The organism is Nonomuraea rhodomycinica, from assembly GCF_013363995.1.
In the GTDB taxonomy this organism is placed as follows: Bacteria; Actinomycetota; Actinomycetes; order Streptosporangiales; family Streptosporangiaceae; genus Nonomuraea; species Nonomuraea rhodomycinica.
Map to the genome: position 1 here is coordinate 350097 of NZ_JABWGO010000002.1, position 22727 is coordinate 372823.

Genomic DNA, 22727 nt, shown 5'->3' on the forward strand with positions numbered 1-22727 from the left:
CGTTCCGGATGGGCGCGGCGGTCGCTGGCGCGCGGATCGTGCACAGGGCGTGGTTGAGCGGGGCGGTTCCTGGCGTGCGGAACGTGCGGAGGCTTCGGCTCGGTGAGAGGGCCGGTGGTGTGCTGCCGGTGAGACGTCGCAGGTGGGGGGCGGCGCTGCTGGTGGCGGCGTCGGTCGTGCTCGCCGGGTGCGGTGAGGCCGCGCGCCCGTACACGCCGGGGGACGGCCCCGGAACGGGGACGGGGACGCCGGCCGCCGCCGCGTCCGGCGGGCCGAGCGCCGCGAGCAGCGCGGACACCGCCGTCACCCCGCCGAGCACGGAAGGCTCGGGCGAGCCGTCGGCGAGCAGCCCGGCGATCCCGCGCGGCACCCAGACGGTGCGGATCGGCGACACGCTGCGGGTCCGCATCGAATGGCCGTCCGGCGCCGACCCGCTGGTGCGGCTCGTCGCCGACTACTACGTGGCCTCGCGGCGAGCCGTGGTCACCGGTGACGACGGTTACCTCGACAACCTGGAGTACGACGCCGTGGACATCGCCGGCCGGTGGGTGGACGAGTTCGCCGACCAGGAGCGGACCCTGCGCGGCGTCGCCCGCCTGTACAACCTGCGCGTCGCGTCCGTCATGGGCAAGGGCGCGCAGGTCAACGCGTGCGTCGACGAGACGGGAGTGCGCCTGGTGTCCACGCGCACCGGCAAGGCGGTCCCGCGGCAGCCGCCCTGGACGCGCGCCCCGTACATGCAGGGCGTCGCCGCGCACCGCTACGACGGCGGTGTGTGGCGCATCCGGGCCTTCGTGACCGGTGAGGAAGGGTGCACCCGATGAAGCCACTGATCGCGGCGCTGGTCGCCGGCCTGCTGGCGACCAGCGCAGGTGTCCACGCGACCGCCGCGGGCGTCCACACGACGGGCGCGGGCGTCCGCGCGACGGGCGCAGGCCCGGCCGCCGCCGCGGGTGTCCGCGGGGTCTCCGCAGCCGTACGCGGAAAGGCGCCCGCGCGCGATCCGGGCGGCGGCTCCCCCGAGGTGACGGGTACGCAGAAGGGCCGCACCAGCGTCATCAGCCTCAAGAACTCGCGGATCGTCCTCAGCGGCAACGGCGTCAAGGCCGGCCGGCGTGACGGCTACCGGCTGACCAGCCCCTGCTGGTACGAGCCGGGCCCGACCCCGGAGGAGATGCTCAAGCAGCAGTCCGACTCGGCCACCCACTTCAACCGGATCAAGGCCGGCGAGGAGAGCTTCCTGCGCTTCCTGGAGCAGTTCAAGGACAAGATCGGCAAACCGGGGCGCTGGTGGACGCCCGCCTACAGCGAGGACGACCCGCGGGGCATCTCGTGCTGGACCGGTCTGGAGATGTTCATCTTCGTGCCTCCCAACACCACGCCGCCCCAGGGCATCACGGTCCGCGAGCTGACCGACATCGCGCGGGCCGCGCTGACGGTGCCGGAGCCGAAGGTCCGGCTGAACCCCGACGCGAAGAGCTTCGTGAACCTGCCGACCTGGGTGTGGCTGGACGGCGTAGGCGAGACCAGGCGGACCGCCACGGCGACCATCCCCGGCGTCATGAGCGCGACCGTCGTGGCCACGCTCAAGAGCATCGACATCGACCCGGGCACCTCCGGCGACCGGGCCAAGGTGGCGGAGGACTGCGGGGCCTCGGGCAAGCCGTACGTGAAGGGCGGCACGTACACCTGCGGCGTGAGCTACCTGCGCGCGTCGCTCGACCAGCCGCGTGAGGTGTACCAGCTCACGGTGACGACCGTCTGGCCGGTGGAGGTGGCCGACCCGGGCGTGGACGTGCAGTACCAGCCGGTGCGGGTGGGCGTCACGCGCGACGTGCCGGTCGGCGAGGTGCAGAGCAGCGTCCGCGACGACGGTGCCACCGGCTGAGCGAGCGACCCCGAGCGGCGGGACAGCACCACCCGCTGAGCGAGCAACCCGGAGCGACCCCGAGCGGCGCGGCGGCACCGACCCCGAGCGGCGCGGCGGCACCGGCGCCGGGCGGGGCGGCACAGGGACGGGGACGGGGACGGGGACGGGGACGGGTCAGGCGATGACGGCGGCCAGGGGAGCCAGCTCGGGCACCTCGGCCGCCTCCGCCAGCACCTCCTTCAGCACCGTGTCGTGCGTGGGCCCGGCCGCGGCGAGAAGCTCCCGCCCCTCCGGGGTCACCTCGGAGTAGATGCCGCGCCGGTCGTCCTCGCACAGGTAGCGGCGGAGCAGGCCGCGGTTCTCCAGCCGGGTGACGAGCCTGGTGGTGGCGCTCTGGCTGAGCACGACCGCGCGGGCGAGCTGCTGCATGCGCATGTGCCAGCCGTCCTGCCTGGCCAGCACGTCGAGCACGGTGTATTCGCTCACACTCAGCTCGTGCTCCTTCTGCAGGGCCTTCTCCAGCCGGTCCTCGATCCGCGCGTGCAGCGCGGCGAGCCGGCGCCAGCCCTGGGCGCGGGCCTCGGCGGCGTCGTCGGGCAGCGGCATGTGACACCTCCCAGGCATCGTTGTATGGTGAGTTAGTCGGCGTGTGCAAATAATGTCCACGCTTACTAACGTCGTCTGAGGAGTATTCTATGCCTCTCGCTCTGTTCGCCCTCGCGATCAGCGCCTTCGGCATCGGGACCACGGAGTTCATCATCAACGGGCTGCTGCCCGAGCTGGCGGCGGACTTCGGCGTGACCATCCCGACCGCCGGTCTGCTGGTCTCGGGGTACGCGCTCGGCGTGGCCGTCGGCGGCCCGCCGCTGACCATGCTCGGCGGCCGGCTGCCCCGCAAGACCATGCTGCTGGCGCTGATGGTGCTGTTCATCGCCGGCAACCTGCTCTCCGCGCTCGCGCCCTCGTACGGCGTGCTCATGGTGGGCCGGGTGCTGGCCGCCTTCGCGCACGGCGCCTACTTCGGCGTCGGCTCCGTGGTGGCCGCCGATCTCGTCGCGCCGCAGAAGCGGGCCAGCGCCATCGCGCTCATGTTCACCGGCCTGACCCTGGCCAACGTGGCCGGTGTGCCGCTCGGCACCTGGGTCGGCCAGGGCCTCGGCTGGCGGGCCACGTTCTGGCTGGTCGTCGCGATCGGCGTGGTCGGCTTCGCGGGCGTGCTGGTCCTGGTGCCGCGCCGGCCGCGCCCGGAGGGAGGCGTGCTGCGCGAGCTGGCCACGTTCCGCTCCGGTGGGGTGTGGCTGGCGCTGGCGATGACCGTGTTCGGGTTCGCCCCGGTGTTCGCGGTCATCACGTTCGTGGCGCCCATGATGACCGACGTGGGCGGGTTCTCCGCCGGCGCGGTGCCCGTGGTGATGGCGCTGTTCGGCGTCGGGCTCGTCGTGGGCAACCTCCTGGGCGGGCGGCTCGCCGACCGGGCCGTCATGCCGGCCATCTATGGCTCGGTCGGGCTGCTCACGGTGCTGGCCGTCATGATCGCCCTGGTGGCGCGCAACCAGATCGCGTTCATGGTGGTGATCACGCTGTTCGGCCTGGCGGGGTTCGCCACGGTGCCGCCGCTGCAGACCCGGGTGCTGGACGCCGCGGCGGGCGCGCCCACGCTGGCCTCGGCCGCCAACATCGGCGCCTTCAACGTGGGCAACGCCATCGGCTCGTTCGCGGCCGGCCTCACGATCGAGGCCGGGCTCGGGTACGTGGCCCCCGCCTGGACCGCCGCCCTGCTCGGCGTCGCCGGGCTGGCGGTGGCGGCGCTGGCGGGGCTCCACGCGCTGCGCGTACGGACCCGGGATCAGGCCGGGCGGTTCGCGGACTCGTGCGCGAGCAGCCACTCCTTGACCGGCACGCCGTAGAGGTAGCCGCCGTAGCCGCCGCTGCTGGGCAGCACGCGGTGGCACGGCACGAACGGCGCGATGAGGTTCTGGGAGCAGGCCGAGCCCGCCACCCGGGCCGCCGTCCGCGGCAGGCCCGCCCGCTCGGCCAGCTCGGCGTACGACACCGTGGTGCCCGCCCGCACCTCGCGCAGCGCCTGGTGCAGCCGCTTGCGGGTGGCGCTGCCCGGCTGCTCGACCGGGATCTCGTCCAGCGCGTCGAGGTCGCCGTCGAAGTAGGCGCGCACCGCCTGGCTGACGGGGCCGAGGTCGTCCACGACCTTCATGCCCTCGGCCTGGAGCTCGGGTGTGAGCCGGGCCAGCATCTCGCCGGGCTCGCCGGTGAAGCCGGCCGCGATCAGCACGCCCTGCCGTACGAGCAGGGAGAGGGAGCCGATCGGCGTGGACAGGACCTGTGCTTCGATCATGATGAACTCCAGAGGTGCAGGGCGGCGTAGGCCCGCCAGGGCCGCCACCGCTCGATGTGGTCGTGCGGGATGCCCAGGGCGGCCATGCGCTTGGTGAGCACCAGGTCGCCGGTGGGCCAGGCGTCGGGGTCCCGCAGCGCGCGCAGCGCGATGTAGCTGGCGGTCCACGGGCCGATGCCCGGGACGTCGAGCAGGGTCTGGACGGCCTCGGCGGGCTCCTGGCCGCCGTCCAGGTCGAGCGAGCCGTCCGCCACGCGGGTGGCCAGCTCCTTGAGGGTGACGACGCGGCGCCCGGTCAGGCCCAGCCCCTGCAGGTCGGCCTCCAGCAGCTCCCCGGCCGAGGGGAACAGCAGGCCGGGCGCGTCGGGGCTCTCGCCCCCCGCCGGGCGGCCGGCGCGGGTGACGATGCGTCCGAGCAGCGTACGGGCGCCCGCGACGGAGATCTGCTGCCCCACCACGGCCCGCACCGCCAGCTCGAACCCGTCGAACGCCCCCGGCACCCGCAGCCCCGGCCGCCCCTCCACCAGGGGACGCAGCGAGGTCTGCCCGAGCGCGTCGGCGATCGCGCCGGGATCGGCGTCGAGGTCGAGCAGGCGGCGGCAGCGGGCGACGATCCGGGCGAGCTGCCGCGTGTCGTCCACCGCCACGTCCAGGGCGATGTGCCCGGGTCGCGGAGTGAGCGTGATGACGCCGCCGGGCACGGCCCTGCTGTAGGAGCCGGCTGTGACCGTCTCCAGGCCCGGGATCGCGCGCGCGGTCAGGAACGCGAAGACGCCTTCCACGTCGTACGGCTCGCGCCGGTGCAGCCGCAGCCGCAGCGGCGACCCGACCAGCGACGCCCGCGCGCCGTCGCCCCGCGCCTCGGAGCCTCGCGCTTCGGAGCTTCGCGCTTCGGAGCTTCGCGCTTCGGAGCTTCGCGCCTCGGAGCTTCGCGCCTCGGGGCCTCGCGCCTCGGGGCTTCGTGCTTCGGGGCGTCGCGCTCTGGAGCTTCGCACGTCCGAGCCGCGCGCGTCGGCGGCGCTCCGGGCGGGGCCGCCGGCCGTGGCGCGCAGCTCGCTGGGCGTGAACCCGTACGTCTCGCGCATGGCCGCGTTGAACTGCCGCACGCTGCCGAACCCGGAGGCGAACGCCACGTCCGTGACCGGCAGGCCGGTCTCGGTCAGGAGCTGCTTGGCCAGCAGCAGCCGCTTGGTCCTGGCCACGGCCAGCGGCCCGACGCCCAGCTCGGTGACGAACAGCCGGTGCAGGTGGCGCTCGGTGATGTGCAGCCGCGCGGCCAGCCCGGCCACGCCCCGCTCGTCGGCCGCGCCGTCGTCGATCAGGCGCAGCGCCCGGCCGACGAGGTCGCCCCGCACGTCCCAGCCGGGGTCGCCCGGGGACAGCTCGGGCCGGCACCGCTTGCACGGCCGGAAGCCGGCGGCCTCCGCCGAGGCGGCGTGCCGGTAGAAGCGCACGTTCCTGGACGCGGGGGTGCGCGCCGGGCAGATCGGCCGGCAGTAGATGCGCGTGGTCGTCACCGCCGTGTAGAAACGCCCGTCGAAGCGGGCGTCCCGGGCGGAGACCGCCCGGTAACAGGAGTCGAAGTCGAGCTCGAGTGGTGACATGCCTACGACGTTATGCGCCGGCGCCGACAGGCGGCTGGCGGAAATCGGACCTCAGCGTGAAAGCGCAGGTCGGCAGGTCGTACGGGATGACTGGCGGAAATCGGACCCGACCGGAGGGTGAGATCAACTCCGGCGGCCGGGCCTCAACGCTGGTGGCGCAGCGGCGAGAGGACGACCGGCAGCCAGCTCGACGCCATGATCACCGCTCCCGTCCAGAGCGCCGCCCGCACCCCCCACACCTCGCCCAGCACCCCGGCGAGCAGCCCGCCGACGCCGACCGCGCCGGTGAGGACGAGGCGCAGCGTGGCGTTCACCCGGCCGAGCATGCCGTCGGGAGTCATCCGCTGCCGCACGCTGACCAGCAGCACGTTGTTGACCCCTGTGCGGAACGCCAGCACGAACCACGCTCCCGCCGCGGCCCACAGCCACGGGCCGCGGTCCAGGAACGGGATCACCAGCGCGGCCGGCGCGGCGGCGAGGCTGACGAGCAGCGTCGCCCGCCCGGGGCCGAGGCGGCGGCCGAACAGGTGCGCCGAGAACGACCCGGCCAGCGCGCCCAGGCCGCCCGTCGCGAGGTAGGCCCCGAGCACCCACTCCGGATAGCCGAGCTGTCGGACCAGGAGGACGGGCAGCAGCACCGAGCACAGGGGGAAGGCGAGGTTCGCCATCGCCCCCATCACCGACATGCCGACGAGCACCGGGTTGCCGAGCAGGAAGCGCACGCCTTCGGCGATCTGCCGGCCCACGCCCTCCGCGGGGGCGGCCCGGCCGGACGGCGGTTCGGGGACGTGGCGCAGCCAGGCGGCCGACCACAGGTGGCTCAAGGCGTCCAGCAGCAGCGCCACCGGCGCGCCCACGGCCTGCGCCAGGATCCCGCCCACGCTCTTGCCGGTGACGTCCATGCCGGCCGAGGTGCCGACGAGCAGCGCGTTGGCCGCCGTCAGCCGGTCACGCCCGACCAGGGCCGGCAGCACGCTCAGAGCAGCCAGGTCGAACACCAGCGTCCCGGCCCCCACGAGCATCGCCACCGCGTAGAGCTGGCCCATGCCGAGCCATCCCGCCCACCAGGCGACCGGCACGGACAGCAGCACGGCCGCCCGCGCCAGGTCCATGACGACCATGAGGCGCCGCCGCCGGGCGCGGTCCACCCAGACGCCGGCGGGCAGCCCGAGCACCAGCACCGTGAGCGTGCCGAGCGCGCTGAGCAGCCCCACCTCGCCCGGGCCGGCGCCGAGCGCGGTGACCGCCAGCAGGGGGAGGGCGACCTGGCTGATCTGGCTGCCGAGCCCGCTGACCGCGCCGGCGGTGTAGAGGTTGCGGAAGCCGCGCTGCCGCAGTAACGGCGTCTCGGCGGACGCGGCGGGGCTGGGAAGAGAGGTAGAGGCCATACAGCCGACGATGCTGAAATGTCGGGGTATAGCGCTATTGATGAAGCGAGGCGTTCATCCAATGCCCCTCACGCTGTCCTTCACCGCCCAGGACATGGCCAACATCCGCTTCGCCGTCTCGCCCATCGGCGAGGTCGTGGCCAGCGTGCGCGTGGTCAAGAACCCCGCCGCGCACACCGCGCTGCGCCCCTGGGCCGAGCAGGTGCGCCGCCGCCTGGCCGGCGTGGACTGGCGGCTGCTGTCCGACCTCGTGCCCGTGCCGACCGTCTCGATCGCCGGGTTCACCTGCACCCCGCCGTCCACCTCGACGCCCGACCTGGAGGTGGAGCTGGCCACGATGCGGGCCGCCGGCGACCGCGTCCGCTCGGACCTCGACAACGTGGGCGGCCCCCGCACCCCCCGCGTCCAGGCCCTCTACGACGACCCGGACAAGGGGCTGGAACGCCTCGCCGAGGAGGTCGCCGCCTACTGGGAGGCGGCCATCGCCCCGTACTGGCCGCGGATCAGGTCGCTGCTCGACGGCGAGGTCCTGCGCCGGGCCAGGCTGCTGGCCGAGGGCGGCGCGGACCGCATGCTGGCCGACCTCGACGACTCGGTCACCTGGCAGGACGGGCGGCTGCACCTGCGGCACCGCCATGTCTCGGGCGTGCGCTCGCTGCGCGGGCTCGGGCTGCTGCTGGTGCCGTGCGTGTTCGCCTGGCCCAGGGTCTTCTCCGTCACGACGCCGCCGTACCAGCCGACGGTCCGCTACCCGCCCCGCGGCGTGGCGACGCTCTGGGAGCGGACCGCCGTGGACGCGCCCGAGGCGCTGGCCGCGGTGCTCGGCCGCACACGGGCGCGGCTGCTGGCCGAGCTCGACCAGCCCGCCTCCACGCAGGACCTCGCCCGGCGCACCGAGCTGACCGAGCCCGGCGTGAGCCGGCATCTCGTCGCGCTGCGCGCCGCGGGCCTGTGCACGGCGCACCGCACCGGCAGATACGTCCTGTACGCGCGCACGGCGGTGGCCGAGGCACTTCTCGCCCACCGCGACTAGAGCGATCGCTGGCACATGCTAAGTTTTGTTGGCATGTGCCGCTGGACGTTGACATGAGCGATCCCGCGCCGACGGGAGACGACCTGGTGCGGGTGCTGGCCACCCTCTCCAACCCGCACCGGATGCGCGTCGTCGCGGCTCTCGCGCGCGGGCGCACCTACGTGAGCCAGCTGGCGCGCCAGCTCGACATCAGCAGGGCACTCCTCCAGGTCCACCTGAAGAAGCTGGAGGCGGCCGGCCTGGTCAGCTCCCAGCTCGAACTGTCGGAAGACGGAAAAGCGATGAAGTTCTACGAGATGAAGCCTTTCTCGATCCATCTGACCCCGGAATCCATCGCGGACGCCGTGGAGACACTGACCGACGAGAAGGGATCGTCCCGGTGAACGAACACGAGTGGCAGGAGGTCATCGGCACCATCGGCATCTTCGTCCTGCTCACCGCCGTGATCATCACGGTGCTCTGCCAGGTGGCCGTCACCTGGCGGGCCAAGGCGCGGCTCGCGCGCGAGAGCGAGTACCGGGCGCTGGCCGAGAGCGCGATCGCGGGGCAGCAGGCCGTCGAACGGCGGCTGGAGGAGATAGGCCGGCACGTCACGGAGCTGAGCAGCCGTACCGACTCGATCGAACGGATCCTCAAAGACGTCGAGTGACCCCGTGGACAACCCTGGGCCGCCGAGCGGCAACTCGGCGGCCCAGGCACGGGGAGACGAACCACCTCGCACCAGGCGAGTTTCCACAGGCACGTTCCACCAAGGACAGGAGAGCAGCCGATGCTGCCCGAAAGCAAATCCGACCCCTCTCCGCCGCCCGGTCCGGGCACGCCCGCGCGGTCCCGGACCCGTCCCGGCGTCGTCGAGACCGTCGCGAACTGGTCGGCCGGCCACCGCGCCCTCGCGATCGGCGGCTGGCTCGCGCTGGTCGCACTCGCGATCCTGGCCGGAGCGCTGACCGGCGGTGATCCGGCGCGCGCCGTCGATCCGGGAGAGGCCGGCCGCGCCCAGCTCATGCTCGACGCGCAGCGGGCGGAGAACTCCGCCCGGGAGAACGTGCTGATCCAGCCGAGCGCGCCGGGCGGCGGCCGGCGGTTCACGGACGACCCGGAGCTGCGTGAGGCCGCCGCGGACCTGGTGAGCCGGCTGCGGCGCACGGGGGCCGCCGTGCGCGACGTCGGCTCGCCGCAGAGCGCGGACGGAGAGCGCTGGATCTCGCGGGACGGCGGCTCGGCGCTGGTCACCTTCGAGGTGACCGGCCCGGACGAACGCTTCGAGGACAACTACGCGGCGGCCGTGCGGGCCGTGGAGGAGGCCGGCGAACGGCATCCGGGCGTGCGGTTCCTGCAGGCCGGCGACCGCAGCCTGTCGGCGGCCGTCAACGAGGGGATCAAGGACGACTTCGGACGGGCGGAGCGGACCTCGCTGCCGCTCACCGTGCTCGTGCTGCTGGGCGTCTTCGGCTCGCTGGTCGCGGCGGGCATCCCGCTGCTGCTGGCGGCGACCGCGCTGGCGGGCGCGTTCGGGCTGCTGCAGGTCGTCAGTCTGTGGGTGCCGTTCAACAGCGCCGCCTCGGCCATCGTGCTGCTGATCGGGATGGCCGTGGGCGTCGACTACTCGCTGTTCTACCTGCGCCGGGTGCGTGAGGAACGGGCCGCGGGCAGAGGGGCGCGCGAGGCGCTGCGGATCACGGCGCACACCTCGGGACATGCCATCGTGGCGTCCGGCGTCACCGTGATGGTGTGCGCCCTGGGGCTCCTGCTGACCGGGGTGGATGTCCTCCAGGGACTCACCATGGGAACGCTGCTGGTCGTCGGCCTGTCCGTGCTCGGCTCCGTGACGGTGCTCCCGGCGCTGCTCGCGGCGCTCGGCGACCGGGTGGACCTGGCCCGCATCCCCTGGCTGGGCCGGCGGCGGATCGCCGCCTCCGAGTCGCGCCTGTGGGGCGGCATCGCGCGGACGGTCGTCCGCCGGCCCGTGGTGACCGGCGTGGCGACGGTCGCGGTCCTGCTCGCCATGGCCCTGCCCGTGCTGGGGATCCGGCTGCAGGACGCGGCGGTGACGGCCAGCCTGCCGCCCGGCGCGTCGGCCGCCGTGGACGCCGCCTCGGCCATGCAGCGCGTGTTCCCGGGCGCGGCGACCGCGGCGCGGGTGGTCGTCACCCGTACGGACGGCAGGCCCGCGGACACCGCCGCGGTGCGCCGGGCGATCGGCGGGCTGCACCGTCAGGCCGCCGCCAGCGGGGGCCTCCTGCGGGAGCCGATCACCGCGGTGCCGGTCGGCCGGGCGATGGTGGTGCGGGTGCCGCTGGCGGGCGCGGTCACGGACCCCGTGGCCGACCGCGCGCTGGCCGCGCTGCGCGAGCGCGCCCTCCCGGCGACGCTCGGCGCGGTGGACGGCGTCGCCTTCGCCGTCGGCGGCAAGACCGCCATGCCGCACGACTTCGCCGAGCAGGTCGACGCGCGGACCCCGGCCGTCTTCGGGTTCGTGCTCGTGCTGGCGTTCGTGCTGCTGACGGTGACGTTCCGGTCATGGGCCGTGTCGCTGATGTCGATCGGGCTCAACCTGCTGTCCATCGGTGCCTCGTACGGGGTGCTCGTCTGGGTCTTCCAGGACGGCCACCTGGAGTCGCTGCTCGGGTTCACCTCGTACGGCGGGGTGGTGAGCTGGCTGCCGATGTTCATGTTCATCGTGCTGTTCGGGCTCAGCATGGACTACCACATCTTCGTGCTCAGCCGGATCAGGGAACGCCGGGCCAACGGCGCCTCCGCCCGGGAGGCGGTGGCCGGGGGCATCGCGGCGAGCGCCGGCGTGGTCAGCGGCGCGGCCCTGATCATGACGGGCGTCTTCACCGTGTTCGTGACCCTGTCCGCCATCGAGTACAAGATGCTGGGGCTCGGCATGGCCCTGGCGATCCTGCTCGACGCCACCGTGGTGCGCGGCGTGCTGCTGCCCGCCGGGATGTCGCTGCTGGGGGAGCGGGCGTGGCCGGGCCCGCTCCCCGGCGCTCACTTCGACGAGACGCCGACCCCCAGGTCGAACTCCCGGTAGACGCGGGCCCAGAACCCGTCGCGCAGCCACACCCTGGCCTCCGGGAAGGGGCGCAGCGAGTGGCCCAGCTCCTTCTCGGCCTCGATCAGCAGCTCCGTGTCGATGACCGTGGGCAGGATCGGCCCGGGCAGCAGGTCGCGGATGTTGTCGCGGCCCCGCGTGAGGATCCACTTCTGCGCCACGTGCTCGCCGACGTCCTCCACCCGCGGCCGGCTGGGCCCCAGCTTGGCGACCTGGCCGGGCTTGACCTGCGGCTTGCTGGGCGCCCGGCCGGCGAACACCTGCGCGGGCGACGGCGCGGCCACCGGCGGGGCGACCGGGACGGGCTGCGGAGCACGGCTGAAAAAGGGCCTCAGGAAATCAGCGGAGATCACTTCGACGGTGTCGGACTCCCACACCAGCCGCTCGGCCTGGTTGGTGCCGTACGGCGGCTCGACGCCCCACAGGTGGATGCGCACGCCGTACGCCTGGGCGGCCTCCACGGCGGGCACCATGTCCTCGTCGCCGGCCAGCAGGATCGTGTCGGTCACCGCGTGGTGGCGGGCCAGCGCCTCCAGGTCGCTCCTGATCTGCGCGTCGACGCCCTTCTGCTGGCCGCGGGCGTTGAGGTTGCCAAGCCGCACCTTCACCCAGGGCAGCTGGGCGATGACCCGCTGGTCGACGGTGGGCACGCGGTCACGGGCGGCGTCATACCAATAGATCCGCAGCAGCTCACCGGAAATGCGGGCCATCGCGTGTTTCTGCAGACTCTGGATCAGCTCGTCCGCGGCCACCCGGTATTCTTTGCGTTCCTTGGCCCCCAGCAGGACTTCACCCGCGGCGGCGTACAGATATCCGACATCCACGAGGACGGCGTACTTGGCCGCCACAGGATGCGGCATGAGGTCTGGGATGGCCATGATGTCCTCCAGGCCGCAGCGTTAGTTGATCGGCCGACTATATACTCCTGCTTTTTTCTAGATAGTCCCAAGTCCCTGGGGAGTTGACACCCGTTTCCTGGGATCTCGCTAGGGCAGGGCGCTCATCCGCCAAGCCGCCTTCCCCGGAGACAGAGGCTTACGCATGCTTCTAGCTGGGTTTCGCCACATTTGTGGAGCGGGGGCGGCGGCCGGTCGCGGGGGCGCCGCGCGGGTGGCCAGAACGGCCACGAGCGCGGCGATCTCCTCGGGCGTGGCGTCGCCCCGGACGATCCTGAGATGCGGCTTCATAGCGGGATGTTCCCATGCTTCTTGGCGGGGAGCGAGGCACGCTTGTTGCGCAGCGCCCGCAGCGCCCGCACCACCTGGGCGCGGGTCTCCGACGGCTTGATCACGGCGTCCACGTAACCGCGCTCGGCCGCGATGTAGGGGTTGGCCAGCGTGTCCTCGTACTCCGTGACCAGCCGGGCCCGCTCGGAGTCGGGGTCCTCGGCCGCCGCCAGCTCGCGCCGGTAGAGGATGTTGACCGCGCCCTGGGCGCCCATCACCGCGATCTGCGCGGTCGGCCAGGCCAGGTTGATGTCCGCGCCGAGGTGCTTGGAGCCCATGACGTCGTACGCGCCGCCGTACGCCTTGCGGGTGATCACTGTGACGAGGGGGACGGTCGCCTCGGCGTAGGCGTAGAGGAGCTTCGCCCCGCGCCGGATGATTCCGTTCCATTCCTGATCTGTACCCGGGAGGAATCCCGGAACATCAACAAATGTCAGGATTGGGATATTGAATGCATCACATGTTCGTATGAAACGGGCAGCCTTCTCGGAAGCGTCGATATCCAGACATCCGGCGAAATGTATGGGCTGGTTGGCCACCACGCCCACCGACTGCCCGTCCAGCCGGCCGTACCCGACCACGACGTTCGGCGCGAACAGCGCCTGGACCTCCAGGAACTCCCCGTCGTCCAGGACGCGCTCGATCACCCCGTGCATGTCGTACGGCTGGTTGGCCGAGTCGGGGATCAGCGTGTCGAGCTCCGGATCGGGCTCCAGGTCGGCCGCCGCCTCGTACACCGGAGCCTCGTCGAGGTTGTTCGAGGGCAGGTAGGACAGCAGCGCCTTGACGTACTCCAGCGCGTCGTCCTCGTCGGCGGCCTGGTAGTGGGCCACGCCCGACTTGGTGTTGTGCGTGTGCGCCCCGCCCAGCTCCTCGAACGTGACCTCCTCGCCCGTCACCGTCTTGATCACGTCCGGGCCGGTGATGAACATCTGCGAGGTCTGGTCCACCATGACGACGAAGTCCGTCAGCGCGGGGGAGTACACGTGGCCGCCTGCCGCGGCGCCCATGATCAGCGAGATCTGCGGGATCACGCCCGAGGCGTGCACGTTGCGCTTGAAGATCTCCGCGTACAGGCCCAGCGCGACCACGCCCTCCTGGATGCGCGCGCCGCCGCCCTCGTTGATGCCGATGATCGGGCAGCCCGTCTTCAGCGCCATGTCCAGCACCTTGACGATCTTCTCGCCGTACACCTCGCCGAGCGAGCCGCCGAACACGGTCACGTCCTGCGAGAACACACAGACCTGGCGCCCGTCCACGGTGCCGTAGCCGGTGATCACGCCGTCGCCGTACGGCCTGCGCCGCTCCAGCCCGAACATCGTCGAGCGGTGCCGCGCGAACTCGTCGAACTCCACGAACGAGCCCTCGTCCAGCAGCGCCAGCACCCGCTCACGGGCCGTCATCTTGCCCCGCGCGTGCTGCTTGTCCACCGCCGCGGCCGAACCGGCGTGCACCGCCTCGTCCAGCCGCCGCTCCAGATCAGCGATCTTCCCCGCCGTGGTGTGGATGTCCGGCAGTTCTGGTATGGCGTCCGCAGTCATGCGCGCAAGGGTAATCCCTCCTCCTAGAGTGGATCCATGACGGACGCGGTTCGCACGCACTCCCTCCTCAAGCGCTACGGACCGCAGGTCGCGGTGGCGGGTGTCGATCTGGTCGTCCCGGCCGGCAGTTTCGCCGGGCTCGTCGGCCCCAACGGCGCCGGCAAGACCACCACCCTCAGCATGGTCACCGGGCTGCTCCGCCCCGACGGCGGACGCGCCGAGGTGGGCGGCCTCGACGTGTGGCGCGACCAGCTCCAGGTCAAGGCGTGCATCGGCGTGCTGCCCGAGGGGCTGCGGCTGTTCGAACGGCTCTCGGGCCGGGAGCTGCTGCTCTACTGCGGCCGGCTGCGCGGCATCCCCCGGGCCGACGTCGAGCGGCGCGCCGGCGAGCTGCTGCGCGTCATGGACCTGGAGGACGCGGCGGGCAAGCTCGTCGTCGACTACTCCACCGGCATGCGCAAGAAGATCGGCCTGGCCGCGGCGCTGCTGCACAACCCGGCCGTGCTCTTCCTCGACGAGCCGTTCGAGGGCGTCGACCCGGTCAGCGCCAGCACGCTCACCGAGGTGCTGCGCCGCTACACCGCCTCCGGATCCACCGTCATCTTCTCCAGCCACGTCATGGACCTGGTCGAGCGGCTGTGCGACTGGGTGTCGGTCATGAGCGGCGGGCGCATCGTGGCCCAGGGCCCGATCGGCGAGGTGCGCGGCGGGCACAGCCTCAACGAGGCGTTCCTGCGGCTGGTCGGCGGCCCGCGCACCGGCGGCGACGCGGGCCTGTCCTGGCTCGGCGCCCAGCCCGCCGGCCCGGCGGCTCCCCGAGGGCCCGCCGTTCAGGAGCCGGTCGTCCCCCAGGAGCCCGCCGTCCGCCAGGAGGAGGCGTGATCGGCACGGCCGCGCTGTTCGCCCAGCTCAAGCTCCGCCTCATCGCCGGGGCCCTGCGCGGCGACCTCCAGCGCAAGCTCGGCTTCGGCTTCACCCTCGTCATGGCCGCCGGCATCGCCGTGCTTGGCTTCGGCCTCCTGACGCTCGTGCGCCTCGCGCCGCGCGACGTCGCCACCGACGTCGTCATCGTGGCCTACACCGCCATCCTGGTGGGCTGGCTGGTGGTGCCGCTGCTCGCGTTCGGGCTCGACGACACCCTCGACCCGGCGCGGCTGGCGCTGTTCCCGCTGCGCACGCGCGACCTCGCGACCGGCCTGCTCGCCGCGTCGGCCACCGGCGCCTGGCCGGTCGCCACGCTGGCCGTCGTCGCCGGCGCGCTGGCCGGCCTGGCAGACGGCCCGGGCGGCGTCCTGGTCGGGCTGGTGGCCGTGCTCCTGCAGTTCGCGCTCTGCCTGGTGCTGTCCCGGCTGGTCACGACCTCGCTGTCGGGCGCGCTGCGCACCCGGCGCGGCCGCGACCTGCTGGCCGTGGCCGCCCTGTTCGTGGTCCTGCTCGCCCAGCTGCCCAACCTGCTGCTCAACGCCAGTCTCGGCGACCCCGCCGCCATGCTGCGCGGCGCGGCGGGCGTCCTGAGGTGGACGCCGCCGGGCCTGCTGGCCCACGCGATGGCCGACGGCGGGCTCGCCGGCCTGGCCGAGGTGGCCGTCGTGGCGCTGCTCGTCGTGCTGGCCGCCTGGCTGTGGATCAAGGCGCTGAACCGGGCGCTGGTCACGCCGGACGCCTCCACCCAGGCCGCCTCCGTACGCGAGGGCGGCGGGCTGGCCGACCGGATCCTGCCCGACGGCCCGCTGGCGGCCGTCGTCGCCAAGGAGCTCAAGTACCTGCGGCGCGAGCCGCGCTTCCGCGTGCTGTGGTTCAGCGCGATCGCCGTGAGCGGCGTGATCGCGTTCTCGCTGAGCTCCAACACCCCCGGCGGGGCCGGCCCGTGGCTGCCCGTCGCGGTCACCTCGATGGCCGCCGTCATGATCGCGCTCCAGTCGGGCAACCTCTTCGGCATCGACGGCCCGTCCCTGTGGATGAACGTCATGGCCATCGGCTCCGAGGAGGGCTTCCGCACCGACCTGGCCGGCCGCCACCTGGCGAGCGCCATCGCCGCGACGCCGCTGCTCGTCGTCGTCGCCGTGGCGGCGTCGCTGTTCACCGGCCATCCCGGGGCGATCGCGCCGGCCGTCCTCGCCGCGTGGGGAGCGCTCGGCGTCGGGCTCGGCGTCGGCGCGGTCACCAGCGTCACCATCCCGTACACGGTGCCCGAGCGCATGAACGCCTTCACCGGCGCCGCGCCCGGGCAGGGCGGCCAGGCGTTCGCCTCCGCCATGGGGGCGTTCGCCGGCATCTTCGCCCTGTCGCTGCCGCTCGCGATCCCGATCGCGCTGGGGCTCGGCTGGCTGTGCGCCGTCGCCCCGGTGTACGGCCTGCTGATCGAGACGCTCGGCCGCCGGCTGGGCGCGACCATCGGGTTCGCCCGCATGCCGGAGCTCGTGGCCGCCGTGTCACGCCCCTCCTGAACCCCCACCTCAGCAGTGGTCTAGTCCATTTGGTGAGACCGGACTACGGCCTCCGACGGCGACTGGATACCCTTCGAGACATGATTGACCAGGGGATCCAGCGTCGCAGCGCCGCCGTCACCGAGATGCCCGACGAGCTGCGGCACGATGTGCGGCTGCTCGGCAAGCTGCTCGGCCAGGTCATCGCCGAGCAAGGTGGCGAGGACCTCCTGGCCGACGTCGAACGCCTGCGCAAGGCGGTCATCGCCGCGCGCCGCGGCGAGGTGTCGGCCGACGAGATCACCGCCATGGTGGAGGCATGGGAGATCGACCGGGCGGTCCAGATCGCCCGCGCGTTCACCTGCTACTTCCATCTGGCCAACCTCGCCGAGGAGCACTACCGCATCCGCACCCTGCGCGAGCGCGACACCGAGGGCGGCGTCCAGCGCGAGTCGCTGGCGCAGGCCGTCCACGAGCTGGGCGCCGACCGCGTCGCCGAGCTGGTGGAGAGCCTGGAGCTGCACCCGGTGCTCACCGCCCACCCGACCGAGGCGCGCAGGCGGGCCGTCGTCACCGCGATCCAGCGGATCAGCGGCCAGCTCACCGAGTACAACGCACCCGGCCGCGGCGCCTCCGAGCGCGCGGAGAGCCGGCGGCGGCTGCTGGAGGAGATCGACCTGCTCTGGCGCACCGCCCACCTGCGGCCGAGCAAGCTCGACCCGCTCGACGAGGTGCGCACCGCCATGGCCGCCTTCGACGAGACGCTGTTCCGCGTCGTGCCCCAGGTCTACCGCTCGCTGGACGCGGCGCTGGCCGACGGCACGGGCACCCGGGCGCCGCTCGCCCGGCCGTTCATCCGCTACGGGAGCTGGATCGGCGGCGACCGCGACGGCAACCCCAACGTCACCGCCAAGGTCACCCGCGAGGCCGTGCAGATCCAGGCCGAGCATGTGCTGACCGCGCTGGAGAACGCCACCACCCGCATCGGCCGCACCCTCACCGCCACCGCGCAGTTCGCGCCGCCCTCGCCCGAGCTGAAGGGCGCCATCGCCGCGGCCGAGGACGCCCATCCGGAGCTGGTCTCCGAGCTGGCCACCCGCTCGCCGCGCGAGCCGCACCGGCAGTGGCTGCTGTTCGTGGCCGCCCGCATCGCCGCCACCCGGCGCCGCGACCTCGACCTCGCCTACCTGTCGCCCGGCGACCTGCTCGCCGACCTGCGGCTGGCCCAGGAGTCGCTGGCCCGCCACGCCGCCCGCCAGGCGTACGGGGAGTTGCAGCACCTCATCTGGCAGGTCGAGACGTTCGGCTTCCACCTGGCCGAGCTGGAGGTGCGCCAGCACTCCCAGGTCCACGCCGCGGCCCTGGAGGAGATCCGGGCCGGCGGCGAGCTGTCGGAGCGCACCGAGGAGGTGCTGTCCACGATCCGGGTGATCGGCTGGATCCAGGAGCGGTTCGGCGTGCGCGCCTGCTCCCGCTACGTGGTCTCCTTCACCCGGGGCGCGCACGACGTCGCCGCGGTCCACGAGCTGGCCGAGCACGCGCTCGGCTCGCGGGCGCCGGTGCTCGACGTGGTGCCGCTGTTCGAGTCGGGCCAGGACCTCGCCAACTCGCCCGACGTGCTGTCCGGCATGCTCGACATCCCGCAGGTGCGCGACCGGCTCGCCGCCAACGGCCGGCGCATGGAGGTCATGCTCGGTTACTCCGACTCCGCCAAGGAGCTCGGCCCCGCCGCCGCCACGCTGCGGCTGTACGAGGCCCAGGAACGGCTGACCGCCTGGGCGGCGGAGCACGACGTGCGGCTGCGCATGTTCCACGGCCGCGGCGGCGCGCTGGGCCGTGGCGGCGGGCCCGCCAACCGCGCCGTGCTCGCCCAGGCGCCCGGCTCGGTCGCGGGCCGGTTCAAGGTCACCGAGCAGGGCGAGGTCATCTTCGCCCGCTACGGCCACATGGCGATCGCCCGGCGGCACATGGAGCAGGTGGCCAACGCCGTGCTGCTCGCCTCCTCGCCCGTGGTCGGCGCCCGCACGGCCGCCGCCGCCGAGCGGTTCCGCCCGCTGGCCGAGCGGGTGGCGACGGCCTCGGAGGCCGCGTACCGGGCGCTCACCGAGGCGCCGGGCTTCCCCGAGTGGTTCGGCCTGGTCAGCCCGCTGGAGGAGCTGGGCTCGCTGCGGCTCGGCTCGCGCCCGGCGCGCCGCGGGCTCGGCGCGCCGCGCTCCCTGGACGACCTGCGCGCCATCCCGTGGGTGTTCGCCTGGGCGCAGACCCGGGTCAACCTGCCCGGCTGGTACGGCCTGGGCACCGGCCTGGCCGCGGTCGGCTCACTGGACGAGCTGCGGGCCGCCTACCAGGAGTGGCCGCTGTTCAACGCCCTGCTCGACAACGCCGAGATGTCGCTGGCCAAGACCGACCGCTCGATCGCCGAGCACTATCTGGAGCTGGGCGGCCGGCCCGACTTCGCCCGCCAGGTGCTGGAGGAGTACGACCTGACGCGGCGCCTGGTGCTGGAGGTGACGGGGCACACGCGGCTGCTGGAGAACCGCAAGGTGCTGTCGCGGGCCGTCCAGCTCCGCGACCCGTACGTGGACGCGCTGTCGCACCTGCAACTGCGCGCGCTGCGCGCCCTGCGCACGGGCGCCCCGTCGGAGCATGAGCGCGAGCGTCTGTCCACGCTCCTCCTGCTCTCGGTCAACGGCGTCGCCGCCGGCCTGCAGAACACCGGCTGAGCCGCGGAGCTTCCGGTGGGCGGTCCATGAGCCGCTCACCGGAAGGGTCTTGTTCACCTGGCGTGCGCACGAGCCGGCGTGCCGGGACGCCAGGACCGGGCGGCGGGTGCCGGGGAGCCCGGGTCTACGACGCCTCGACAGCGCCGGTGGCCGTGGTGTCGCGTGCCCGGCGCTGCGCGCCCAGCACGGAGTCGAGCAGGCCGGGGAACAGCGCGTCGAGGTCCTCTCGCCGCAGGCGTACCAGCCGGGACCGGCCCTGCACCTTCGTCCAGGTCACGCCGGCCTCGCGCAGCACCCGGTAGTGGTGCGACAGCGTCGTCTGGTGCACGTCGATCTCGGCGCCGATCGCGTTGCAGAAGTCCTCGCCCATCTCGTCGAGCCGCAGGACGAGGTCCAGCCGCACCGGATCGGCCAGAGCGCGCAGCACCTCCACCAGCCGGATGGCCTCGGTCGCCGGCTGTGACACCTCACGCATCGCCGCCCCCTGTGTTCCGCACGCCTGCCACGCTACCAACTCATGGATATATGGACAAGCATCCATGTATTGCCTAGGGTTCCCCTCGGCACGTCCGAGGTTCCTCCCGAAAGGTGGCAGCACCCGGTGTTGAGACGACTTCTTCCCCTGGCCCTGGCGACCTTCGCCGTCGGCACCGACAGCTACGTCATCGCGGGCCTGCTCCCGGCCATCGCCACCGACCTGGGGGTCTCCACTCCCGCCGCCGGGCAGTTGGTGACGGTGTTCGCCCTGGTGATGGCCCTGTCGGCACCCGTCATGGGCGCGCTCACCAGTGGACTGGACAGGCGGACCGCGCTGCTGATCGCGTTGGGCGTCTTCGTGGCCGGCAACGCCGTCACCGCCCTGGGCACCGGTTACGCGTTGGTGATGATCGCCCGCATGGTCACCGCGGTCGGGGCCGGAATGATCAACTCCGCCGCCTCCAGCACCGCGGGGGCCATCGCACCCCCCGAACGCCGAGGCAGGGCCCTGGCCTTCGTGATGGGCGGCCTCACGCTGGCGACGGCGTCGGGTCTTCCGCTCGGCACGCTGATCGGCCGTACCGACTGGCACATCACCCTGTGGGCCGTCGCCGGGATCGGCCTCGTCGCCGCCCTCGGGATCGCCGCCGGCCTGCCCAGGGTGACGCTCCCCGCCGCCTCGCTGGGCGACCGGCTGCGCCCGCTCAGGCAGGGCCGGGTCCTGGCGCTGCTGGCCGTCACCATGCTGGTCTTCCTCGGCGCCTACACCCTCTACACCTACATCGGCCCGGCCCTGCGGGACGCGACCGGCGGCTCCGAATCGCTGCTCGCCGTCATCCTGCTGGCGTGGGGAATCGGCGTCCTGGCCGGTAACGTCGTCGCCGGCCGGCTGGTCGACCGGCACGACCCCGCACGCGTGCTGACCGGCCCTCTCGCCGTCGCCGCAGTCGCCCTTGCCCTCACCTCGGTGGCGACCGCCACGCTCGTGTCCACCCTGGCGTGGGCCGCGATCTGGGGCGTGGCCCTCGGCGTCGTCGTCGTGCCCCAGCAGCACCGGCTCATCGCTCTCAGCCCGGCCGCGGCACCGGTTCTGCTCGGCCTCAACTCCTCGGCCATCTACGCCGGGATGGCTCTCGGTGGCGGCCTGGGCGGACTGGTCCAGGAGTGGTTCGCCATCGTTCCCGCCGCGCTGGGGCTGCCGGCCGCCGGTGTCACTGCCTTGGCGCTGCTCCACCACCTGGCAACCGCACGCCGCCGTTCGCCCGCGGCCCCTCCGTCCGGAGGGGCCGCGGGCTCGCTTCCGGCCGCTCCGGGAAGCGGCGGCTACCTCACGTGACGACCCACCGCTCAGCTCAGGCCGGCGAAGAAGGCGTGGACGTCGGAGGTGAGGGCCTCCGTGGCGGTGTGGGCGGTGTAGTGGCCGTGTGCCGGGGCCGGCAGCGTCTTCCACGAGACGATCCCCGCGTGGTCGCGCTCGGCGAAGGCGCGGATCGACTTGAAGTCGCCCTCGGCCATGGCCAGCGCCATCGGCACCGTCGTCGGCTCCTTGGCGGCCTGCTCGCCGCTCTGCTGGGCGCGGGCGTTCTCCCAGTACAGGCGCAGCGCCGAGCCGGCCGTGCCGGTGAACCAGTGGATGGCGGCGTTCAGCAGCACGAAGTCGTCGTCGAGGTCCTCGTCGAAGAGCTGGGCCAGCCAGCCGACCAGGCCGGCGGGCGAGTCGGCGATGGCGTGGGCGAGCGTCTGCGGCTGCTGCGAGTGCAGCACGTTGAAGGCGCCCTTCTCCTTCCAGAACCAGTCGAGCACGGCCAGTCCCTGCTGGTCCTCCTCGCTCAGCCCGGCGAACTCGGCCGGGTCGCCCGACGGGAACGAGAAGATCTGCGTCACGTGCACGCCCACGACGTGGTCCGGGGCGACGCGGGCCAGCTCGGGGGAGATCATGGAGCCGGCGTCGTTGCCGACCGCGCCGTAGCGGTCGTAGCCGAGGCGGGCCATGAGCTCCGCCCACGCGCGGGCGATGCGGACGTTGTCCCAGCCGGTCTCGGTGGTCGGGCCGGAGAAGCCGAAGCCGGGCAGCGACGGGATGACCAGGTGGTGGTGGCGCGACAGCGGCTCGACGGCGTCGAGGTACTCGGCGATCGAGCCGGGCCAGCCGTGGGTGAGGATCAGCGGCAGGGCGTCCGGGTCGGCGGAGCGGACGTGGAGGAAGTGGATCCGCTGGCCGTCGATCTCGGTGGTGAACTGCGGGAAGGCGTTGAGGCGGGCCTCCTGGGCGCGCCAGTCGAAGCCGGTGCGCCAGCGGGTGACGAGCCGCCGCACGCGCTCGACGCCGACGCCCTGGTCGACACCGGGGATCTCGTCGGCGAAGCGGGTCAGCGCGAGGCGGGTCTGCAGGTCATCGAGCTCGGCCTGGGGGATCTCGACGCGGAAGGGGCGGATCTCGGCGCTGATGGCGGTCATGCTGACACCTCTTTGAAAGGAACGGAACGCTTTGTTCTGTCTCCAGAATAGCAGAACGGAATGGTTTGTTCCACTAGTTGAGGGCGACAGGTCAGGGGATGACGTCGGCCACGATCCTGGCGGTGCCCTTCCGGCAGGTGGAGAGCCGGCCGCTGACGTTCGCCTGGGCGGCCGAGTTGCTGGCGCACAGCCACCCGCCCACGGTCGCCACCCCGGCGCTGCCCTGCTTGGGGGTCTGGCTCCGGTAGTACGTACGGAAGGTCCGCAGCGCCTCACCGCAGGCGGCGCGGCCCGCGGAGATCGCGACCGCGGCCATGGGGCCGTCGCCGGGCGGCTGGATCTCACCGCACACGGTGCCGGGCCCGGCCAGTGAGGGCCTGGGGGAGGGCCGCCGCGTCGGCGGCCCGGCCGGGGAGGCGGCCGGCGCCGACGCGGCGGGCGCGGACGGCGCCGACGTGGCGGGCGAGGACGGCGCCGCCTGCGGCTCCGGCCGGTTGGCGCAGCCGGTCAGGCACAGCAGCACGGCAGAGGTACAGGCGACGAGACGGGAACGCACAGCGAGAACTCC

Annotated in this window: 21 protein-coding genes and 1 pseudogene; 11 read left to right on the forward strand and 11 right to left on the reverse strand. The window is 73.2% G+C overall.

The window, feature by feature from the left end; genetic code table 11:
• Window positions 1–128: 128 nt before the first annotated feature.
• Both HT134_RS12660 and HT134_RS12665 read left to right on the forward strand, forming a co-directional pair.
• Window positions 129–824 (forward strand): hypothetical protein, encoded by a 696-nt coding sequence (locus HT134_RS12660; RefSeq protein WP_175600558.1) that lies wholly within the window; start codon window positions 129–131, stop codon window positions 822–824.
• On the forward strand, window positions 821–1888 hold the full coding sequence (locus tag HT134_RS12665) for a hypothetical protein (protein WP_175600559.1): 1068 nt from the start codon (window positions 821–823) through the stop codon (window positions 1886–1888). Before HT134_RS12660 ends, HT134_RS12665 begins: the two co-directional genes overlap by 4 nt.
• 156 nt (window positions 1889–2044) lie before the next feature.
• Here the strand turns inward: HT134_RS12665 and HT134_RS12670 are convergent, their stop codons facing one another.
• Entirely contained in the window at window positions 2045–2476 is a 432-nt protein-coding gene (locus HT134_RS12670) for a MarR family winged helix-turn-helix transcriptional regulator (protein ID WP_175600560.1), read from the reverse strand.
• A gap of 89 nt (window positions 2477–2565) precedes the next feature.
• Here HT134_RS12670 and HT134_RS12675 point away from each other — a divergent pair, with 89 nt between their 5' ends.
• Window positions 2566–3777: an MFS transporter gene (locus tag HT134_RS12675; RefSeq protein WP_175600561.1), complete on the forward strand. Its 1212-nt coding sequence runs from the start codon at window positions 2566–2568 to the stop codon at window positions 3775–3777.
• Here HT134_RS12675 and HT134_RS12680 read toward each other — a convergent pair.
• The 4 genes and pseudogenes from HT134_RS12680 to HT134_RS12700 form a co-directional block, all read right to left on the reverse strand.
• Window positions 3717–4223, reverse strand: coding sequence for a methylated-DNA--[protein]-cysteine S-methyltransferase (locus HT134_RS12680; protein ID WP_175601090.1), 507 nt, complete (start codon window positions 4221–4223; stop codon window positions 3717–3719). The two genes, HT134_RS12675 and HT134_RS12680, sit on opposite strands and share 61 nt — an antisense overlap.
• Window positions 4220–5056: a DNA-3-methyladenine glycosylase family protein gene (locus HT134_RS48060; protein ID WP_376768093.1), complete on the reverse strand. Its 837-nt coding sequence runs from the start codon at window positions 5054–5056 to the stop codon at window positions 4220–4222. The genes HT134_RS12680 and HT134_RS48060 overlap by 4 nt, the downstream gene beginning before the upstream one ends.
• A gap of 222 nt (window positions 5057–5278) precedes the next feature.
• A pseudogene (locus HT134_RS48065) lies at window positions 5279–5827 on the reverse strand (bifunctional transcriptional activator/DNA repair enzyme AdaA); the annotation flags it as partial.
• 143 nt (window positions 5828–5970) lie between these two features.
• Window positions 5971–7215, reverse strand: coding sequence for an MFS transporter (locus tag HT134_RS12700; protein WP_175600562.1), 1245 nt, complete (start codon window positions 7213–7215; stop codon window positions 5971–5973).
• 61 nt (window positions 7216–7276) lie between these two features.
• Here HT134_RS12700 and HT134_RS12705 point away from each other — a divergent pair, with 61 nt between their 5' ends.
• The 4 genes from HT134_RS12705 to HT134_RS12720 all read left to right on the forward strand — a co-directional run bounded on the left by HT134_RS12705 (window position 7277) and on the right by HT134_RS12720 (window position 11288).
• Window positions 7277–8248, forward strand: a complete 972-nt coding sequence (locus HT134_RS12705; RefSeq protein WP_175600563.1) for an ArsR/SmtB family transcription factor — start codon at window positions 7277–7279, stop codon at window positions 8246–8248.
• A 53-nt stretch (window positions 8249–8301) separates the two neighbouring features.
• Window positions 8302–8631, forward strand: coding sequence for an ArsR/SmtB family transcription factor (locus HT134_RS12710; protein ID WP_175600564.1), 330 nt, complete (start codon window positions 8302–8304; stop codon window positions 8629–8631).
• The gene (locus tag HT134_RS12715; protein ID WP_175600565.1) at window positions 8628–8897 is read left to right on the forward strand and encodes a hypothetical protein; all 270 of its coding nucleotides are present in this window, start codon (window positions 8628–8630) and stop codon (window positions 8895–8897) included. Before HT134_RS12710 ends, HT134_RS12715 begins: the two co-directional genes overlap by 4 nt.
• A gap of 120 nt (window positions 8898–9017) precedes the next feature.
• Window positions 9018–11288, forward strand: coding sequence for an MMPL family transporter (locus tag HT134_RS12720; RefSeq protein WP_175600566.1), 2271 nt, complete (start codon window positions 9018–9020; stop codon window positions 11286–11288).
• Here the strand turns inward: HT134_RS12720 and HT134_RS12725 are convergent.
• The 3 genes from HT134_RS12725 to HT134_RS12735 form a co-directional block, all read right to left on the reverse strand.
• A complete protein-coding gene (locus HT134_RS12725) occupies window positions 11246–12187 on the reverse strand; it encodes an NYN domain-containing protein (protein WP_175587645.1) in 942 nt (313 codons plus the stop codon). The genes HT134_RS12720 and HT134_RS12725 overlap by 43 nt on opposite strands.
• A 108-nt stretch (window positions 12188–12295) precedes the next feature.
• Window positions 12296–12496 carry an acyl-CoA carboxylase subunit epsilon gene (locus HT134_RS12730; RefSeq protein ID WP_175600567.1) on the reverse strand — a complete coding sequence of 67 codons (201 nt, stop codon included), beginning with the start codon at window positions 12494–12496 and terminating at the stop codon, window positions 12296–12298.
• Entirely contained in the window at window positions 12493–14076 is a 1584-nt protein-coding gene (locus HT134_RS12735; protein WP_175600568.1) for an acyl-CoA carboxylase subunit beta, read from the reverse strand. The genes HT134_RS12730 and HT134_RS12735 overlap by 4 nt, the downstream gene beginning before the upstream one ends.
• A gap of 36 nt (window positions 14077–14112) precedes the next feature.
• On the opposite strand from HT134_RS12735, the gene HT134_RS12740 reads away from it, so the two are divergent.
• The 3 genes from HT134_RS12740 (at window position 14113) to HT134_RS12750 (ending at window position 19225) form a co-directional block, all read left to right on the forward strand.
• Complete coding sequence (locus tag HT134_RS12740; protein ID WP_175600569.1) at window positions 14113–14958, forward strand: ABC transporter ATP-binding protein; 846 nt, start codon at window positions 14113–14115, stop codon at window positions 14956–14958.
• Window positions 14955–16523, forward strand: a complete 1569-nt coding sequence (locus tag HT134_RS12745) for a hypothetical protein (protein WP_312888100.1) — start codon at window positions 14955–14957, stop codon at window positions 16521–16523. Before HT134_RS12740 ends, HT134_RS12745 begins: the two co-directional genes overlap by 4 nt.
• Before the next feature lie 80 nt (window positions 16524–16603).
• Complete coding sequence (locus tag HT134_RS12750) at window positions 16604–19225, forward strand: phosphoenolpyruvate carboxylase (protein ID WP_175600570.1); 2622 nt, start codon at window positions 16604–16606, stop codon at window positions 19223–19225.
• Between the two features lie 124 nt (window positions 19226–19349).
• Here HT134_RS12750 and HT134_RS12755 read toward each other — a convergent pair whose 3' ends face one another.
• Window positions 19350–19700: an ArsR/SmtB family transcription factor gene (locus HT134_RS12755; protein WP_175600571.1), complete on the reverse strand. Its 351-nt coding sequence runs from the start codon at window positions 19698–19700 to the stop codon at window positions 19350–19352.
• A 126-nt stretch (window positions 19701–19826) separates the two neighbouring features.
• On the opposite strand from HT134_RS12755, the gene HT134_RS12760 reads away from it, so the two are divergent.
• A complete protein-coding gene (locus HT134_RS12760; RefSeq protein WP_175600572.1) occupies window positions 19827–21038 on the forward strand; it encodes an MFS transporter in 1212 nt (403 codons plus the stop codon).
• An 11-nt stretch (window positions 21039–21049) separates the two neighbouring features.
• Here HT134_RS12760 and HT134_RS12765 read toward each other — a convergent pair whose 3' ends face one another.
• Window positions 21050–22159, reverse strand: a complete 1110-nt coding sequence (locus HT134_RS12765; RefSeq protein WP_175600573.1) for an epoxide hydrolase family protein — start codon at window positions 22157–22159, stop codon at window positions 21050–21052.
• 91 nt (window positions 22160–22250) lie between these two features.
• On the reverse strand, window positions 22251–22715 hold the full coding sequence (locus HT134_RS12770) for a hypothetical protein (RefSeq protein ID WP_175600574.1): 465 nt from the start codon (window positions 22713–22715) through the stop codon (window positions 22251–22253).
• Window positions 22716–22727 lie beyond the last annotated feature (12 nt).

Excerpts from the sequence above, each read along its gene's own strand:
- HT134_RS12710 (WP_175600564.1), top strand. The coding sequence starts at position 8,302 with ATGAGCGATCCCGCGCCGACGGGAGACGACCTGGTGCGGGTGCTGGCC.
- HT134_RS12735 (WP_175600568.1), bottom strand. The coding sequence starts at position 14,076 with ATGACTGCGGACGCCATACCAGAACTGCCGGACATCCACACCACGGCG.
- HT134_RS12725 (WP_175587645.1), bottom strand. The coding sequence starts at position 12,187 with ATGGCCATCCCAGACCTCATGCCGCATCCTGTGGCGGCCAAGTACGCC.
- HT134_RS12675 (WP_175600561.1), top strand. The coding sequence starts at position 2,566 with ATGCCTCTCGCTCTGTTCGCCCTCGCGATCAGCGCCTTCGGCATCGGG.
- HT134_RS12705 (WP_175600563.1), top strand. The coding sequence starts at position 7,277 with ATGCCCCTCACGCTGTCCTTCACCGCCCAGGACATGGCCAACATCCGC.
- HT134_RS12720 (WP_175600566.1), top strand. The coding sequence starts at position 9,018 with ATGCTGCCCGAAAGCAAATCCGACCCCTCTCCGCCGCCCGGTCCGGGC.
- HT134_RS12740 (WP_175600569.1), top strand. The coding sequence starts at position 14,113 with ATGACGGACGCGGTTCGCACGCACTCCCTCCTCAAGCGCTACGGACCG.
- HT134_RS12670 (WP_175600560.1), bottom strand. The coding sequence starts at position 2,476 with ATGCCGCTGCCCGACGACGCCGCCGAGGCCCGCGCCCAGGGCTGGCGC.
- HT134_RS12750 (WP_175600570.1), top strand. The coding sequence starts at position 16,604 with ATGATTGACCAGGGGATCCAGCGTCGCAGCGCCGCCGTCACCGAGATG.
- HT134_RS12755 (WP_175600571.1), bottom strand. The coding sequence starts at position 19,700 with ATGCGTGAGGTGTCACAGCCGGCGACCGAGGCCATCCGGCTGGTGGAG.
- HT134_RS12700 (WP_175600562.1), bottom strand. The coding sequence starts at position 7,215 with ATGGCCTCTACCTCTCTTCCCAGCCCCGCCGCGTCCGCCGAGACGCCG.
- HT134_RS12665 (WP_175600559.1), top strand. The coding sequence starts at position 821 with ATGAAGCCACTGATCGCGGCGCTGGTCGCCGGCCTGCTGGCGACCAGC.
- HT134_RS12730 (WP_175600567.1), bottom strand. The coding sequence starts at position 12,496 with ATGAAGCCGCATCTCAGGATCGTCCGGGGCGACGCCACGCCCGAGGAG.
- HT134_RS12765 (WP_175600573.1), bottom strand. The coding sequence starts at position 22,159 with ATGACCGCCATCAGCGCCGAGATCCGCCCCTTCCGCGTCGAGATCCCC.
- HT134_RS12680 (WP_175601090.1), bottom strand. The coding sequence starts at position 4,223 with ATGATCGAAGCACAGGTCCTGTCCACGCCGATCGGCTCCCTCTCCCTG.